This is a genomic window from Nocardia stercoris (assembly GCF_003696265.1).
GTDB classification, from domain to species: domain Bacteria; phylum Actinomycetota; class Actinomycetes; order Mycobacteriales; family Mycobacteriaceae; genus Nocardia; species Nocardia stercoris.
The window spans coordinates 55,388-70,853 of record NZ_RFFH01000003.1; the positions used below are offsets into that span (position 1 = coordinate 55,388).

Below are 15,466 nucleotides of genomic sequence, written 5' to 3' on the forward strand. Positions count from 1 at the left end.
GAGCTGAGACAGACAGGCCCTAGGCTGCCATCGTGGACATGGACGGCTCAGCGGTACCGCGGCGCGGCAGGTCGGCGCCTGCGGCATTCACCGTGGTCGGCGCGGGCGTGATCGGGCTGCTGACCGCGCACGAGCTGGCCGACCGAGGCTATCCGGTCACCGTCCTCGCCACCGAGGGGCGCCCCGGTGCGTACACGGGTTCGACCTCGTCGATCGCGGCCGCCCAGTTCCTGCCGTGGGTGCCGCCCGCGCACCTGGAATCGATGCGCGACGGGCTGCAGAACCTGGAATCGATCGTGTCGTGCGGCCGGGAGTTCTACGGCGATCTCGCGCGCCGGCCCGGCGAGACGGGCGTGATGGCGGTCGGGAACGTGGAACTGGTCGGCCGGGACAGCTGGCCGGCCGGGCTGGCCGCCTCGATGCGGGTCACCGAAACCCGGCTCGACGCGCCGATCGAGCTGCCCAGCGGCGGCGGGCCACCGGTCACCGTGACCGAACGGTACTGCTTCGACACCTTCTCCATCGACGCGGTCAAGGCCCTGGCCTATCTGGCTCACGACGCGGCCCGCAAGGGGGTCGAGTTCCGGCGGCGCACCGTGACCGCCGACGACCTGCGGGAGCTGCCGGGGGTCGTGGTCGCGGCGACCGGCGACGGCGCCCAGCGGCTGACCGGCGACCCCGATCTCGAGCATTTCAAGGGACACGTGGTGACCCTGCGGCCGCACCGCGGCTATCTGCCCGACCAGATTCTCGGGGCCGACGATCTGGTCGTGGTACCCCACGAGAACGGCACCGTGCGGATCGGGGCGCCGTATTACGCCCCGGCCGGCCGGTCGGTGCCGCAGCGCCGTGAGGCGCAGGATCTGCTGCGGCGGTTGCCGATCCTGTTGGAACGGGTGGCGCACCTGGCCGCGGGGCTGCGTCCGGATCTGTTGCGGCACTGCGACATCCTGTATCACTCGGCCGGCAACCGGGTGGGATTCCGGTCCGGCGACATCCGGATCGAGGTCGACTCCGAGCGGCCCAATGTGTTGCACGCCAACGGTTTCATCGGCGTGGGATGGAGTGTCGGCCCGTCCTACGCCCGGATCGTCGCCGATCAGGCCCTCGCACTGCACAAGGAATTCGCGCACGCAGCCCCGGTGTACCCAGCCCCGGTCGCAACGTCCGGTTCCCGCCGAATGCCGGTGTCTAGACTGGCGGAATGACCGACCTCTCCGAGTTCGTCGAGTCGTTCGCCGATCGAATTGCCCAGCGCGCCACCGAATTCGCCGAATGGATCGAGGAGAGCGGCGCGGCCGGAGCGGACCGGCCGGACGAGTTCGAGACCTACGTCGCGCGCATGCTGACCTACTACGAGCCACCCCGCCGGGTACCCGACAGCGCGCTGTTCGGCGAGCTGTACGCGGCCGTGCCGGGTCTGGACGCGTACCGCGCCGACCCGCCGGATGCCGAGGACGCCGGCCCGCTGCTGCGGGTCCTGGCCGCCGGGCTGCTGGCCGCCGAGGTGGAGTCGCGGGGCCCGTTGCGGCTGGGGACCCGGCAGCAGAACCAGCTGGCCGAGGTCTACGAACGCTGCGGGGCGGGATTCCGGGCGGCGGGACTGCCCCGCCTGGCGGTGCTGGCCCTGCGGCGCGCGGTGTCGCTGTACCGTGCCGTCGAGGAATTCACCGGGCAGGATCGCAGCGGCCTGGCCTTGGAGCGGGCCCGCACCGCCGCCGAGACCGGCCGCCGGCGCCTGATCGGCCGAGTGGCGGATACGTTGTGCGGCTACGGGTATCAGCCGTTCCGGCTGCTGGCCTGGGTCGTGGTGGAGCTGGTCGTGTTCACCGTGGTGGGGCTGCTGACCTTCCGCGGCCAGGACTGGCAGACCACGCTCTACATGAGCACGACGAGCTTCCTGAACCCGATGGGCCCCGGCGATACCGCGACCCAGGGGCCGTTCGCCCGCCCGGTCCTGGCGGTGGAGTCGTGGGCGGGCACGGTGTCGATGTCGGTGTATTTCGCGTTGCTGGTGCGCTTGTGGTTCCGGATGTGAACGGCCGGCTCAGTAGGATTCCTTGTGCCGCACCATGTCCAGGGTGGCGACCGCGACCCGGTCGCGGAGCCGCTCGACCAGCGCGGCCCACTGCCGGGTCAGGCCGGGATCGGCCTGCAGGGCCGTCCACAGGCTGCGCATCGACGCCGGGGTGTGGGCGCCGGGCATCCACAGGCCGGTGAGGGTGTCGAGCAGGGCGGCGAGGATATCGTGCCGTTCCGGGCTGCGCGGGCGGTACCGGTCGGCGTCGGCCAGGCCCGCCGACAGTACCGTCAGCAGCCAGTCGTGGGCCGCCAGGTCCTCGCAGAAGCGTTGCGCGGCAACCAGATCGGATTCCTGGCGCAGGATCAGGCGCACCGAGCGGGTGGTGTCGTCGTTCATCCGCAACGACGCCGACGGGCCCGCGGCGCCGCCGATCACGGCGGTCCAGCGCAGTCGGGTGGCGCCGGCCGCCAGTGGTGGCTGCTGATCCAGCAGCGGATCGGAACGGATCCGCCCGAGCAGCCGCTCCCCGATCGAGGCCAGATCGAGGACGTGCGGATGCGGGCGGCCGCGCAGATAGCCCTCGACGAGAGCGTCGATCGCGGTGGCGCGATCGGGCAGCGGGCTGATCACCTCGGCGACACCGCGCCGGCGGATGTAGTGCGACCAGGTCTGGCGCCGCCGGTCGGCCGCCCGGACCAGGCGAGTGTTCACCGAGGACTGCAGCACGATCCCGCCGGCCAGCACCACCCGGGTGGCGACCGTGCCGACGATCTGCGCCGTCGCCGTCGCCGCCGATGCGACCGCGTCGTCCGCCGACGCGCCCAGGTGCACGTGACAGTCCACGCCGACCGCGAGACTCGGTGAGACCGCGAGACTTCCGGGCCGCTCCCGCCAGCTGATGTCGCGGCCCGGCATCAGTGCCAGCAGATCGCAGGCCTCGGTGCGGGTCAATGCCGTCGCCGACGGCAACAGGCAGGTGCGGACCTCACCGAACGCCGCCAGCGGCGCCGCGGACACCATGTCAGGACCCGTCCAGCAGCAGATGCGAGAGCCGTTCGCTGACCAGATCGGGGACCGTGACCCCGTCGGCGACCCCGTCGGCCACGGTGCGGGCCACCACATCCTCGTCGAGATCGAGGTGTTCGAGGATCACCCGCACCGCGTGCTCGATCCCGATGTAGCGCTTGGGCAGCATGGACAGGGTCTGGTAGGCGGCGAACGGCTGGGCGGCCGGGTTCAGCCGGATCACGGCGGGCAGATCGCTCCACTCGTCCGGCCACGGCTCGGCCGGGTCGTCGGGCACCCACACCAGCGGATCCAGCACGGGCGCACCGTGATCGCGCAACATGCCCAGCCGCAGCAGATGCCAGACCGCGGCCAGGAACGCGCACGACCAGCGCTTGTCGCGGCCCGGACCGTTCGGGTGACTCCACAGTTCCACGTCGAGGAAGATGGTGTGTTCGCGGCGGCCGAACTCCTCCGGCGGCCGGTACCGCCGGTCGGTCATCGCCTGGGCCGGATCGTGTTCGGAGGAGCGGCGGCCGTTGCACAACCAGCCCGACTCGGCGGTGGGCGCGCGGCCGCCGGTGGCCGGCGGCGCGGGATCGGGCACGATGCGGGCCGCCACCATCTCCGCGATCGGCACCGGCTCACCGATCGGCTCGCCACCGGCGAACCGGGTGGCCGACGCGCACCCCGATTCCCGGGCCAGATAGTCGATCCGGACGCCGGTGTCGGCGGCCGCGGCCAGCAGTTTGGGCACGATATCGGCCGGGGGGAGCTCCGGCTGGAAGTAGTCGTCGATCAGGTAGCAGGTGCTGATCCGGGCGCCACGGCCGAAACGCAGCCGAGCCGATTCGGTGAACGCCGCCACCAGCGGCGCGATGTGGGTGAGCTGGGCCCGGATGCCCCGCGGATCACGGGCGATGTCCTTGAGCGCGAAGTGGCCGACCTCGATCGACAGGTGCGACAGCGGTAGCGACGAGATGACCGGGTGCTCGGTCGATTCGGTGTAGCCGGCCATCACGCCAGTTCCCAGGTGGCCGGATCCACCAGCCGGCGCGCCAGATCGGTGTAGGCGCGCGCGGTCTCCCGATTGGCGAGGTAGGCGTTGACGTCGGAGTCGAGGATGATCTGCTCGCGCCACTGCAGGATCGGCTCGCGGGGGACGAACCCCAGGATGGTGGTCTCCCCGAGCTTGTTGGCCGACGCCATCCGCTTGAGCGCCGAGTTCTGCTCCTTCAACCAGGCCGCCTGTGCCGGATGCTGATTCGCCTGCTCGCCGGTGCCGTCCCCGCCGTAGGCGACCCGGACGAAACGCAGCGTGGCCAGCAGATCGGCGCGGGAGTGGCGCGGCTCGGAGGTCTCACTGTCGTCGGATCCCAGCGCGAGCAGCCCGTTCGGGCCGTACACCAGGCCGTTCGCGGCGATGATGTGCTGTCGGGTCCAGCGATGGAAGATCAGCCAGCGGGCGGTGTGCCGCGGCATCTGCGCGGTAGCGCGCAGCACCAGCTCCAACGCCGCCGACCGGCCCGCCGACAGGTCGACGATGACGACCTTGAACTCGTTGTTCAACGTGTTCAGCATGCTGTGGCAGCGTTTGACCATCGCCTCGTCGCATTCGAGGAACTCCGCACCGCCCTCGTCGCCGGGCACCAGCGCCAGCCGACCCAGACGCGGTGCGGCACGGCGCAATTCGGCGCGGCTGGTGTGGGCGCCGATATCGAGTTTCACGATGGTGCCGATATTGCCCAGCAGGTTGGAGTGGGTGCCGCCGCCCTCGGGCAGGCCGCGTTCGCAATTGCTGATCTCGAACAGCGCTCCGGCCGTGGGTGATCCGAAGTCGAAATCGACATAGGCGACGCTGCGTCCGGTCAGGCACAGCCGGTAGGCCAGATTCGCGCTGGTCACCGAGCGGCCGGTACCGCCCTTGTCGGAGGTGGAGAACACCAGCATGGTCACCGGGTCGCATTCTCGCGGGCGTAGGCCAGTTCGTCGAGCTGGGCCAGCGCCTGGGTGGCCAGGGACAGCGCGGTCGCCGGCCGCCGCCCCAGCACGCTGCGGGCGCGTTCCAGGGACTGTTCGATCCGGTCGAGGGCCACCCGTTTCGCGGACTGGTCGTCGTCGCCGACCTCGAGCCGCTCCTGATTGAGCAGATGCTCTGCCTCACTGAGTGATTCGACGGCGCGTTTGATCATCGGCTCGGGCGCCAGCGGCGGCTGGCTGAACGTGTCGTAGGCGATGACGAAGCACTCCATCATGCGTTCGGTGATGAACCAGGACGGCCGGTCCGGCGCGAAGGGACCGGCCCCGTTGGTCGCCGCGGAGCCGGCGATCACGCTGGTGTCGTCCCACAGGCCGGCGGCGGCGCCGTGCCGCAGCATGCGCGCGTCCAGGTGGTCCATGGCGGAGTCGGCCAGTTCCAGCAGTCGGTCGCGGGTGTCGACGGAGCTGGGCAGGCCCGCGGCCTGCAGGCAGCGCTTCAGCATCATGGTCGCGAAATCCGGTACCTGCCACAGCAATCGGGGGCCGGTGCCGTCACCGGCGTGCTCACTGCCGACCAGGCGCATGGGAACACCGGGACTGTGCATGACGGCGGCCGGGTCGCCGGCGGTGAGGCGGCTGGTGATGCGGCCGCGGCGGGCCAGCTGGTCGAATACGGCGACGGTGCGGACCAGGTCGTCGGTGGATTCGCGGTAGATCATGTCCTGCATCAGCAGGGCGCCTACGGCCAGCGAATAGTAGTCGGACTCCTCGCCGTCGGAGGTGCGCCACGGGAAGTCCTCCAGCGGCCAGTGGCCGGGGGAGAACCGGGCGACGGTGGACCAGTATTTCTGGGTGAGTTCCAGGCGCAGTTTCAGCGCGTTGGCCAGTTGCCGCTGGGTGTCGTCGAGCAGATCGCGTTCCTTGATCTTCTCCGACAGCAGATCGAGGATGCCGTCGAGGGCCACGACGGTGAAGTACAGGTAGGGGCGCGATTCCGCGACACCGGGCGTGGTGGCGATGCGGTGGCCGATCAGGTCGACCGCGTCCGCCGCGCTGGACACTCCCCAGGTCCAGCCGCATTCGAACAGCAGCCGGTCGTCGGCGACGTCGATGTCCTCGCTCTGGGCCAGCCGGACCTCGTTGGCGGTCTGAACCCGGAGCCGTTCCAGCCGGGCCGCGATCGCGGCCAGCGCGGCGTCGGAGGCGGCCTCGCCGCGGTTGAGCATCTGCAGCATCGCGCGCCCGGCCGCCGAGCGCGGTTCCGGGGTGTGGATGACGAAGCTGCGGACCAGGCCGACCATGGCGGCGGTGAGCCGGGCCCGGACCACCGGCTCCAGTGCGGCGATGCGGGGCCGCAGCAGTTTCGCCTCGCGGCGCACCTCGCCGCCGAGTACTCCCTCGAAGCCGCGCAGGAAGCGCAGTGCGGCGATGCACAGGCTCAATGACATGGAGAACGAGTCGACGAGTTCGAGCCGGTACTGGTCGGCGGTGGGCTCGATGCCGTCGGTGCCGCCGAGATAGCTGCCCGCGGCGAAGACCGGTTCCCCGTTCTCGGCGTGCCGCTCGAAGAACTGTTCCAGCAGGCCGACCACGACGCCGCCGATCCGGGTGGGCGTGCCGAAGGGTTCCAGGGCGTCGCGGACGTCGCCGGTGATGTTGTCGGGCTGGTCGAGGGCGAAGGTGGCGATCTGGGTGGCCGGGTACAGCAGGCAGAGCAGTTGTTCGGCGTCGCTGATCGAATTGGCGCCGCCGGTGCCGCCCCAGATCCAGACCCGGGCGTCGGGGTCGGCGGACTCGGGATCGCGGACGTAACACGAGTCCAGGATCGCGCGCCACAGATCGACCAGCTGTTGCCGAGGCTGAATCCTCATGTCCCCCCGCTTCATCCCGCGTGCTGCGACATTTCCGACATGTTCGAGTGTGCCGCGCGCCCGGAACCCACGGTAGGTCATCCGACCAAAGCGATCAATCGCCTTGCCCGCGAACAGCTTCGGTACAGACCGCGGCAACGGGGTTGCGCGGCGGTCGTTTTCGGGTGCGCGGGCGCCGCCCGAGGTCGAAACGGTCAGGGCGCCGCCGTGGCGGAGCCCTGTGGGGTCGATCGGTGTGCGGAGACCGGGTCAGCGGGTCGGTGCCGGGCTGCTGGTACCCGGTGTGGGAGCGGCCGGAGCGGTGTCGTCGGGCATCGGCATCCGGAGGTGCGGGCCCTGGTTCGGGCCGCCCCGCCAGATCATGCCGCCGCGGTCGTCGTCCCAGCGGCCACCGAAATCGGGGCCGCCGAATCGGTGGTCGTGGGCGGCCATCGGGCCGTACCGGTCGTGGCCGTCGTGGTGGCCGACCACGACACCGGCACCGAAGCCGACGCCGCCGATCAGCACCGCGGCGACCAGCGCGCCGACGACGCCCGCGACGGTGCGCTGTTGACGGGTGGCGAGGAAGCCGGGCGCCGGTGCGGCGGGAGGCGGGACCGGACCTGGTGCCGGTGCGGCGGGAGGCGGGACCGGACCTGGTGCCGGTGCGGCGGGAGCGGTGCCGGTCGCGGGAGCTGCGGCTGTGCCGGGCGCCGCGCCGGTCGCGTGCGGCGCGGGGTCGGCCGAGGTCGGCGCGGTGCCGGTCGCGAGGGATTCGGTACTCGCCGTGGGAGTCGCGCTATCGCTGGTGGCGGGGTTGGTGCCGGTCGCGAAGGCTTCGGCACCCGCCACTGGAGTTGCGGCATCGCCGGTCACAGGTGCGGTACCGGCCGTGAGGGGTTCGGTGGGTGCGGGCTGCGGTTCGGTGGGTGCCGGGTGCGGCTCGGGCGAGCGCGCCGGCTCGTTGTTCTCGGTCATGGGCCCGACGATAGGCAGCACGTATGGGATGAAGCTGAGCGATTGTTGTGGGCCCGCTGTGTGCCGCTCAGCGGTGGCGGACGTGCCGGTCCAAGGTCGTCGCCGGGTGGAACAGCCCGGCCGGTTCCCGATGCCACCAGGCGTGCTCGTGGCGTAGTTCGGTGAAAGTGGTGAAGCGGTAGTGATAGAGCCGGGCGCGCACGTAGCGCGGCGGGTGGTCGCGGAACGGGTTCGCGCCGAGCAGCCGCAGGGTGGCGGGATCGCCGGTCAGCAGGCGGTGCAGCAGCGGACGGAACCAGGGATCAGCGTAGGAGGGTGACAGGGCCGCGAACCACATCAGCCAGTCCAGGCGCAGGTGGTAGGGCGCCCACTGCCGGGGCAGCCGCCCGACCGCGCCCGGCTTGCCCTTGAACCGGTACTCGTGCCACACGGTGGCGTCGGTGAGCTGCCGGTCCATGGTGCCCTCGATGACCACCTCGTAGCGGGTCCGGCCCACGACACCGAAGGCGCCGTAACTGTTCACCAGGTGGAAGTGGTTGTAGGACTGGTTCATTCGCTGCCGACGCGAGAGCAGGTTGAGTACGGGGTAGTAGCTGAGGACCGCGACCGCCGCCGCGCAGCCGAGCACCGCGACCTGGAACCACACCGGGGCGGCGCCGGTGGCCGGGTGCGTGAGCAGGTGCGCGGGCAGTACCCGGCTCGGGTCGACGGCGGCGAACCCCGCCAGCAGCGCCAGCCAGTTCAGCCACGCGAAATTGCCGGACAGGATCAGCCACAGCTGCGTGACGATCACGACCGCGGCGGCCCAGGTCGCGACCGGCTGCGGCGCGAACAACCCGAACGGCACGATCAGTTGCGCGACATGGTTGGCGGCGACCTCCACCCGGTGCAGCGGCCGCGGCAGGTGATGGAACCACCAGCTCAACGGTCCGGGCATCGGCTGGGTCTCATGGTGGTAATACAGGCAGGTCAGGTCGCGCCAGCAGGAGTCGCCGCGCATCTTGATCAGTCCGGCCCCGAATTCGACCCGGAACAGCAACCAGCGCAGCAGCCACAGCGTCACCACGGGCGGGGCGACGTGGTCGTTGCCGAGGAACACGACCAGAAAACCGGTCTCCAGCAGCAGCGATTCCCAGCCGAAGCCGTACCAGAGCTGGCCGACATTGACGATCGACAGATACAGCGCCCACAACACCAGCCATCCGGCCATCGCGACCGGCAGCGGTACCAGGTCGGCCGCGCCGACGGCGAGCGCGGCGGCCAGCAGCACACCGGTCCAGGCGACGCCGGCGGCCAGGCGGTCGGTGTAGCGCAGCTGGAACAGGGTGGGCGCCTGCCGGAACGAGCGATAGGCCAGATAGCGCGGTACCGGGGTGAGTCCGTGGGTACCGATCAGCGCGCGGTTCTGGCGGGCGGCGGCCAGGAACGCGCACAGATAGATCACCGCGACGCCGCGTTCGATGATCAGCCGGCTCCACCAGTAGTCGTCTGCGTTGAACCATCCCATACCGGCACCTCCGGCCGATCGTCCCCGTCTTCCATGATCTGCTCGCGGGCGCGCGATATCCACCGTCCGGCCGTTCGTGTGGTCCGAGGTCCATACCGGTGGCCGGTTCTCGATCTCGGCAGCCCAGGGACCCGATGGGACAATGACCAGGTGTGGCCCGGCCACCGGGTGGGCCGCCGTTCCGGCATCGCACCGCACCGAATCGAGGCCGCCATGACCACCGTCGACGAGATCGCCCCGCGCATCTACCGGATCTCGACCTACGTGCCGCAAGCAGGGCCGGGTGGGATGGTGTTCAACCAGTATCTGCTCGACGCCGACGAGCCGCTGCTGTTCCACACCGGGCATCGCGCGATGTTCCCGGACGTGTGCGCGGCGATCGAGCGGGTGCTGCCGGTATCGGCGCTGCGCTGGATCACGTTCGGGCACGTCGAATCCGACGAATGCGGCGCGATGAACGAGTTCCTGACCGCGGCGCCGGGTGCCCGGGTCGCGCACGGCGCGATCGGCTGCATGGTGTCGCTGGACCACATGGCCGACCGGCCGCCGCGCCCGCTGATCGACGGTGAGGTGATCGACCTGGGCGGGTTGCGGGTCCGCCACCTCGACACCCCGCACGTGCCGCACGGGTGGGAGGCTCGGGTGCTGTTCGAGGAGACCACCGGCACCCTGCTGTGTGGTGACCTGTTCAGTCAGTCGGGGCAGAGCGGGGCGCTGCTCGACGGCGGTGATCTGGTCGGGCCCGCCGCGGTGGCCGAGGAGATGTTCCACTTCTCCACGCTGGCCCCGGCGACCCCGGTGATCATGGAAAGTCTTGCGGCCCTGTCACCGTCGACGCTGGCGCTCATGCACGGGCCCGCGTTCCGGGGTGACGGCGCGGGTGCGTTGCGTGATCTGGCGGGGGTGTATCGGGATCTGATCGCCACGGCGTCTGCTGCTTCGGTGTAGCGGCCGGGTGCGTACCGGAACGGGTGTCGTTCAGCTCTCCTCCGCGGGCCCTTCGAGCGGAAAGATGATGGGGCTGAGCATGTATCGGCTGCGATCGGGGGTGGGTTCGTTGCCGATCAGGGGGCGCAGGATCCGGCGGAGTTCGGTGAAGGTGGCGGCGAGTTCGGCGGGGGTGAGCCAGAGGGCGCGCTGGGTGAAGTTGACCATGTCCTCGATCGGGTCGGCGTCGCCGCGGTCGAGGTAGGCGTTGAATTCGGTGACCAGGACGGCCATCTGGAGGGCGAAGGTGCGCCGGAAGTCGTCGAGGCTCATGGCGCGGAAGTCGACGGCGGTGCTGCCCTCGCGCAGTCGGTAGTGCCGTTCCACGGCGCCGCGCACCCGGTGCTCCGCGGCGACCTCCAGGATTCCGGCGGTGGCGAGCAGGTCGACGTGCCGGTAGATCATCGGCTTGGAGGCGTCGGGAATGCGTTCGCAGAGCTCGCCGGTGGTGAGGGTCCGCCCGCCGCTCAGGGCGTGCACGATGCGCAAGCGCACGGGGTGGGCCAGCAGTTCCAGAGTCTCCACTCCCCAATGTTCTCATATCGCGCTACCATTCTCATATCACGAGAAAGGTGGAACGATGGGCACCACAACCGATCCCGCGGCCGTCGCGACCGAGGTCGTCGAGCTGCTGCGCGCCGAACGGTTCGACGAGCTGACCCGCCGCTTCGCGCCGCCGCTGCGGGAAGCGGCCGCCGCGCCGGTGGTCGCGGCGGCCTGGCGTGCCGAACTCGCCCGCGTCGGCGCTATCACCGGGGTCGTGGCGCCGCGCACCGAACCGATCGGCGGCGGGCAGGTCCGCGCGATCGTCGACCTCGACGCCCAACGCGGCGGGCTGGCGGTGCGCATGGCCGTCGACGCCGCGGGGACGCTGCACGGCTTCCGGCTGGCCGCACCCGAAAGCGGCTGGGTAGCACCGGAATATGTGCATCCGAAGCGGTTCACCGAACACGCGGTCACCGTCGGTTCCGGCGAGCTCGCCGTCGGTGGCACGGTGAGCGTGCCGCGCGGGCGCGGCCCCCATCCCGCGGTGGTGCTGCTCGCGTCGGGGCCCGCCGACCGCGACGCCACCGTCGGACCGAACAAGCCGTTCAAGGACCTCGCCTGGGGTTTGGCCTCGCGCGGGGTGGCCGTGCTGCGCTTCGACAAAGTGACCTTCACGCACCCGCGGATCGCCGACGACCCGGCGTTCACGATGGCCGAGGAATTCATCCCGCACGGGCTGGCCGCCCTCGAAATCCTGCGCCGCACACCGGGAATCGACTCGCAGCGACTGTATCTGCTCGGCCACAGCGCCGGCTCGGCCCCGCGGGTCGCCATCGCCGCGCCCGCGGCGGCGGGCGTGATCCTGCTGTCCGTGGCCACCGCGCCGCTGCCCCGGTCCGCCGTGCGCGTCGCCCGCCACCTCGCCACCACCGAACCGCAATTCGCCACCCCGGCACTGGTGGACACGATCATCCGGCAGGCCGCCGTCGTCGAGAGTCCCGGTCTGGAAACCGCCACCGCCGCCGACCTGCTGTTCGGCTGGTCCCCGGCCTACTGGCGCGACCGCCTCGACTACGACGCCGTCGCCGCGACCGCCGCGCTCCACTGCCCGGCGCTGGTGCTGCAGGGCGAACGCGACTACCAGGTGACCGTCGCCGACGACTTCCCCGCCTGGCGCACCGGGCTCGCCGGCCGCCCGCACACCACGCTGCGCACCTATCCCGGCGTCGACCATATGTACTTCTCCGGCTCCGGACCGTCGACGGCCGCCGGCTATCAGGTACCCGCCCACTTCGCCGGCGAGGTGGCCGCCGATATCGCGGACTGGATCCGGCCCGACCGGCCGCGCACGGCACTGCGCCGCCTCCTCGACCGCCTGTCTCCAGCCCGCGTCTAGCGCCGGTGCCTGCCGCGGTCTGGCGTTGCTGTGCCGCACGCACGGTGCCCGCTGTGCCGCACGTGCGGTGCCTGCCGCGGTCTGGCGCTGCTGTGCCGCACGCGTGGGGCCCGCCGCGGTCTCGCGCTGTTGCGCCGCACGTGCCGGTGCCTGCCGCGGTCTCGCGCTGCTGCGCCGCATGCGCCGGTGTCCGCCCGGTGCGCCGCAGCCTCGCGGCCGTGAGTACACCGATAACCCCGGACCGAGTGCGACTTCCGCACACGCAGGCCAAAGTGCCTGTCCCGCAGTATGTTCCGCCGTACACATCCGGCGGCGCCAGGGCGGGTACCGCCCGGGTGAAAGCACGTCCCCCGCATGCCCGATTGCGCGCACCGTGCGGGGATCCCTTGCGCGCGACGGGCGCAATGGTAGGAAGGGTGGCGTGTCCGCAACCGGTGATGTCTCCAGCGCAAGTCCGTCCCGTGCCGTCTCGGAGGTGGTCGAGCTGGTCAGCCGGCTGATCCGGTTCGACACCTCCAACACCGGTGATCCCGACACCACGGCGGGGGAACGCGAATGCGCGCAGTGGGTGGCCGATCAGCTGCATCAGGCCGGGTACACCACCGAATACGTGGAATCGGGGATGCCGGGGCGCGGCAACGTGTTCGCCCGGCTCAAGGGCGCGGATTCCTCGCGCGGCGCGCTGATGATCCACGGGCACCTGGACGTGGTGCCCGCCGAGGCGTCGGACTGGAGTGTGCACCCGTTCTCCGGTGCCGTCCGCGACGGCTACGTGTGGGGGCGCGGCGCGGTCGACATGAAGGACATGGTCGGGATGACGCTGGCCGTCGCCCGCCAGTTCAAGGCCGAAGGCACTGTGCCGCCACGGGATCTGGTGTTCGCGTTCCTCGCCGACGAGGAGAACGGTGGCACGTGGGGATCGCACTGGCTGGTCGACAACCGGCCCGACCTGTTCGACGGAGTCACCGAGGCGGTCGGTGAGGTCGGCGGGTATTCGCTGACCGTGCCGCGCCGCGACGGCGGCGACTCGCGGCTGTACCTGGTCGAGACCGCGGAGAAGGGGCTGGGCTGGATGCGGTTGCGGGCCCGCGCCCGCGCCGGGCACGGCTCGTTCCTGCACGAGGACAACGCGGTCACCATCCTGTCCGAGGCGGTGGCGCGGCTGGGCCGGCACCGGTTCCCGCTGGTGCTGTCCGAATCGGTCACCGAGTTCCTGGCCGCGGTCAGCGAGGAGACCGGGGTTCCGTTCGATCCGAACGGCCCCGACCTCGACGGTCAGCTCGCCAAACTCGGCGGCATCGGCCGGATCATCGGAGCCACGTTGCGCGACACCGCCAATCCGACGATGCTGCGCGCCGGCTACAAGGTGAACGTGATCCCGCAGACCGCGGAGGCGGCCGTCGACTGCCGGGTGGTGCCGGGCCGGCAGGAACAGTTCGAAGCCGAACTGGACGCGATCCTGGGCCCCGACATCGAGCGGGAGTGGATCACGAAACTCGACTCCTACGAGACCACCTTCGACGGGCATCTGGTCGACGCCATGAACGCCGCCGTCCTGGCCCACGACCCGGGCGGGCGGATCGTGCCCTACATGCTCTCCGGTGGCACCGACGCGAAAGCGTTCGCGAAGCTGGGGATCCGCTGCTTCGGGTTCGCGCCGCTGCGCCTACCGCCCGAACTGGACTTCGCGGCCCTGTTCCACGGCGTGGACGAACGGGTACCGGTCGACGCACTGGAATTCGGGACCCGGGTGCTGGAACACTTCCTGCTGCACAGCTGACCTGTTCTCTCCGAAAGGATGTGCCTTGCCTGATTATTCGTACGATCCGTACGCCGCGCTGCCGCAGGTGCCGGCCTTCACCGTGGTGTCCGCCGATGTCGCCGAGGGGGAGCCGTTCGCCCACCCCCAGGTGAGCGGGGTGCTCGGCGCGGGTGGTGAGGACGTGTCGCCGCAGCTGTCGTGGAGCGGGTTCCCGCCGGAGACCAAGAGTTTCGCGGTGACGGTCTTCGACCCGGACGCCCCGACCGCGTCCGGTTACTGGCACTGGGCGGTCGCCGACATCCCGGCCACGGTCACCGAGCTGCCCAGCGGCGCCGGCAGTGCGGGCGGTTCGCTGCCCGCGGGTGCGCTGTCGCTGCGCAACGACGCCGGGTTCCCCGGGTTCGTGGGTGCGGCCCCGCCGTCCGGGCACGGCTATCACCGGTATTTCATCGTGGTGCACGCGGTGGATGTGGAGTCGCTCGAGCTGGACCCGTCGGTGTCGCCCGCGGTGCTGGGCTTCCACCTGTTCTTCCACACGCTGGGCCGCGCGCAGCTGCTGGCCACCTACGAAATCCTCTGAGCCGCAACGCGATAGCCCCCGGTGTGGGGGCTATCGCGCTCGGTCACCGTTTGCGGGCCAGGCCGGACACGATCAGTTCCTCCCAGGCCGTGGGCGGTTCCGGGATGTCGTCGGTGCCCGCCCGCCACTGGACGCACGGCACCCAGCCGGGGTCGAGTAGATCGAGACCGGCGAGCAGGGCGGCGATCTCGTCGGGCCGCCGCCACCGGCCGCGGCCGAACGCCTCCCGGACCTTCAGTTCGAGCGCCGTGGTCTGCGCGTTGCCGCCGCTGCGGAAATGCGAGACGTAGACGAAGCTGCCCGATGCGATCCGGTCGGTCCAGAACCGCACCGCGCCCGCTGGGTCGTCGGCGTCGTCGAGGAAGCTCAGCACAGTACTGAACAGCAGGGCCACCGGTTCATCCAAGTCGATCAGGTCGCGGATCTCCGCACTGTCGAGAATCGCCTCGGGATCGCGAATATCGGCGTGCACGGCGGCGGTGCGGTCGTCGACATCGGATTCGGCGCGCACATGCGCGACCACGATCGGATCATGGTCGACATACACCGTGTGCGCGGTGGCGTCGTAGCGCTGCGCGATCTGATGCACGTTGTCGGATGTCGGCAGGCCGCAACCGAAGTCGACGAACTGGCGGATCCCCGCCCGGGCCGCGGCGTGGGTGGCGCGCTCCACCGCCTGCCGGTTGGTGACGGCGATGCGCGGTGAACCGGGCAGGGCCTGGTCGAAGTAGCCGCCGTAGGCCTCGTCGACCGCGTAGTGTTCGCTGCCGCCGAGCAGGAAGTTGTAGACCCGGGCGACACTCGGCCGCGCCTGGCCCGCGCGGACCGCCGCGTCGTCGGTATGTCGCGCGCCGGCGCGGGATGACTCCATAGCGATCTATCCTAGGAACCCGCGGGCCGCGCGGAAAGCGT

General features: G+C 70.8%; 14 protein-coding genes. 6 read left to right on the forward strand and 8 right to left on the reverse strand.

The features are described from left to right. Positions 1–38 precede the first annotated feature (38 nt). Positions 39–1,208 carry an NAD(P)/FAD-dependent oxidoreductase gene (locus EBN03_RS08695; protein WP_122187449.1) on the forward strand — a complete coding sequence of 390 codons (1,170 nt, stop codon included), beginning with the start codon at positions 39–41 and terminating at the stop codon, positions 1,206–1,208. After that, complete coding sequence (locus tag EBN03_RS08700) at positions 1,205–2,038, forward strand: hypothetical protein (RefSeq protein ID WP_122187450.1); 834 nt, start codon at positions 1,205–1,207, stop codon at positions 2,036–2,038. Before EBN03_RS08695 ends, EBN03_RS08700 begins: the two co-directional genes overlap by 4 nt. 9 nt (positions 2,039–2,047) lie before the next feature. Here EBN03_RS08700 and EBN03_RS08705 read toward each other — a convergent pair whose 3' ends face one another. The 6 genes from EBN03_RS08705 to EBN03_RS08730 form a co-directional block, all read right to left on the reverse strand. Beyond that, the gene (locus EBN03_RS08705; protein ID WP_122187451.1) at positions 2,048–3,043 is read right to left on the reverse strand and encodes an SCO2521 family protein; all 996 of its coding nucleotides are present in this window, start codon (positions 3,041–3,043) and stop codon (positions 2,048–2,050) included. A 1-nt stretch (position 3,044) separates the two neighbouring features. Then, on the reverse strand, positions 3,045–4,046 hold the full coding sequence (locus EBN03_RS08710; RefSeq protein WP_122187452.1) for an SCO2522 family protein: 1,002 nt from the start codon (positions 4,044–4,046) through the stop codon (positions 3,045–3,047). Continuing rightward, the gene (locus EBN03_RS08715; protein ID WP_122187843.1) at positions 4,046–4,978 is read right to left on the reverse strand and encodes an SCO2523 family variant P-loop protein; all 933 of its coding nucleotides are present in this window, start codon (positions 4,976–4,978) and stop codon (positions 4,046–4,048) included. Before EBN03_RS08715 ends, EBN03_RS08710 begins: the two co-directional genes overlap by 1 nt. 2 nt (positions 4,979–4,980) lie before the next feature. After that, positions 4,981–6,879, reverse strand: a complete 1,899-nt coding sequence (locus EBN03_RS08720; protein WP_122187453.1) for an SCO2524 family protein — start codon at positions 6,877–6,879, stop codon at positions 4,981–4,983. A 249-nt stretch (positions 6,880–7,128) separates the two neighbouring features. Then, positions 7,129–7,836 carry a hypothetical protein gene (locus EBN03_RS08725; RefSeq protein WP_122187454.1) on the reverse strand — a complete coding sequence of 236 codons (708 nt, stop codon included), beginning with the start codon at positions 7,834–7,836 and terminating at the stop codon, positions 7,129–7,131. 67 nt (positions 7,837–7,903) lie between these two features. After that, entirely contained in the window at positions 7,904–9,343 is a 1,440-nt protein-coding gene (locus EBN03_RS08730) for a lipase maturation factor family protein (RefSeq protein WP_122187455.1), read from the reverse strand. 213 nt (positions 9,344–9,556) lie between these two features. On the opposite strand from EBN03_RS08730, the gene EBN03_RS08735 reads away from it, so the two are divergent. Next, positions 9,557–10,291, forward strand: coding sequence for an oxygen-binding di-iron domain-containing protein (locus EBN03_RS08735; RefSeq protein WP_122187844.1), 735 nt, complete (start codon positions 9,557–9,559; stop codon positions 10,289–10,291). Positions 10,292–10,321: 30 nt separating this feature from the next. Here the strand turns inward: EBN03_RS08735 and EBN03_RS08740 are convergent, their stop codons facing one another. Next, positions 10,322–10,855 carry a helix-turn-helix domain-containing protein gene (locus EBN03_RS08740; protein WP_122187456.1) on the reverse strand — a complete coding sequence of 178 codons (534 nt, stop codon included), beginning with the start codon at positions 10,853–10,855 and terminating at the stop codon, positions 10,322–10,324. 55 nt (positions 10,856–10,910) lie between these two features. Between EBN03_RS08740 and EBN03_RS08745 the strand changes: the two genes are divergently transcribed. The 3 genes from EBN03_RS08745 (at position 10,911) to EBN03_RS08755 (ending at position 14,554) form a co-directional block, all read left to right on the forward strand. Further along, positions 10,911–12,212, forward strand: a complete 1,302-nt coding sequence (locus EBN03_RS08745) for an alpha/beta hydrolase (protein WP_122187457.1) — start codon at positions 10,911–10,913, stop codon at positions 12,210–12,212. Between the two features lie 421 nt (positions 12,213–12,633). After that, positions 12,634–13,992: a M20/M25/M40 family metallo-hydrolase gene (locus EBN03_RS08750; RefSeq protein ID WP_122187458.1), complete on the forward strand. Its 1,359-nt coding sequence runs from the start codon at positions 12,634–12,636 to the stop codon at positions 13,990–13,992. Between the two features lie 25 nt (positions 13,993–14,017). Continuing rightward, on the forward strand, positions 14,018–14,554 hold the full coding sequence (locus EBN03_RS08755) for a YbhB/YbcL family Raf kinase inhibitor-like protein (RefSeq protein ID WP_122187459.1): 537 nt from the start codon (positions 14,018–14,020) through the stop codon (positions 14,552–14,554). 43 nt (positions 14,555–14,597) lie between these two features. Here EBN03_RS08755 and EBN03_RS08760 read toward each other — a convergent pair whose 3' ends face one another. Continuing rightward, positions 14,598–15,425: an SAM-dependent methyltransferase gene (locus tag EBN03_RS08760; RefSeq protein WP_122187460.1), complete on the reverse strand. Its 828-nt coding sequence runs from the start codon at positions 15,423–15,425 to the stop codon at positions 14,598–14,600. Positions 15,426–15,466 lie beyond the last annotated feature (41 nt).

What these genes read in the sequence shown, in the direction of transcription:
- EBN03_RS08715 (WP_122187843.1), bottom strand. Translation starts at nt 4,978, where the DNA reads ATGCTGGTGTTCTCCACCTCCGACAAGGGCGGTACCGGCCGCTCGGTG.
- EBN03_RS08720 (WP_122187453.1), bottom strand. Translation starts at nt 6,879, where the DNA reads ATGAGGATTCAGCCTCGGCAACAGCTGGTCGATCTGTGGCGCGCGATC.
- EBN03_RS08725 (WP_122187454.1), bottom strand. Translation starts at nt 7,836, where the DNA reads ATGACCGAGAACAACGAGCCGGCGCGCTCGCCCGAGCCGCACCCGGCA.
- EBN03_RS08700 (WP_122187450.1), top strand. Translation starts at nt 1,205, where the DNA reads ATGACCGACCTCTCCGAGTTCGTCGAGTCGTTCGCCGATCGAATTGCC.
- EBN03_RS08695 (WP_122187449.1), top strand. Translation starts at nt 39, where the DNA reads ATGGACGGCTCAGCGGTACCGCGGCGCGGCAGGTCGGCGCCTGCGGCA.
- EBN03_RS08710 (WP_122187452.1), bottom strand. Translation starts at nt 4,046, where the DNA reads ATGGCCGGCTACACCGAATCGACCGAGCACCCGGTCATCTCGTCGCTA.
- EBN03_RS08760 (WP_122187460.1), bottom strand. Translation starts at nt 15,425, where the DNA reads ATGGAGTCATCCCGCGCCGGCGCGCGACATACCGACGACGCGGCGGTC.
- EBN03_RS08745 (WP_122187457.1), top strand. Translation starts at nt 10,911, where the DNA reads ATGGGCACCACAACCGATCCCGCGGCCGTCGCGACCGAGGTCGTCGAG.
- EBN03_RS08735 (WP_122187844.1), top strand. Translation starts at nt 9,557, where the DNA reads ATGACCACCGTCGACGAGATCGCCCCGCGCATCTACCGGATCTCGACC.
- EBN03_RS08730 (WP_122187455.1), bottom strand. Translation starts at nt 9,343, where the DNA reads ATGGGATGGTTCAACGCAGACGACTACTGGTGGAGCCGGCTGATCATC.
- EBN03_RS08705 (WP_122187451.1), bottom strand. Translation starts at nt 3,043, where the DNA reads ATGGTGTCCGCGGCGCCGCTGGCGGCGTTCGGTGAGGTCCGCACCTGC.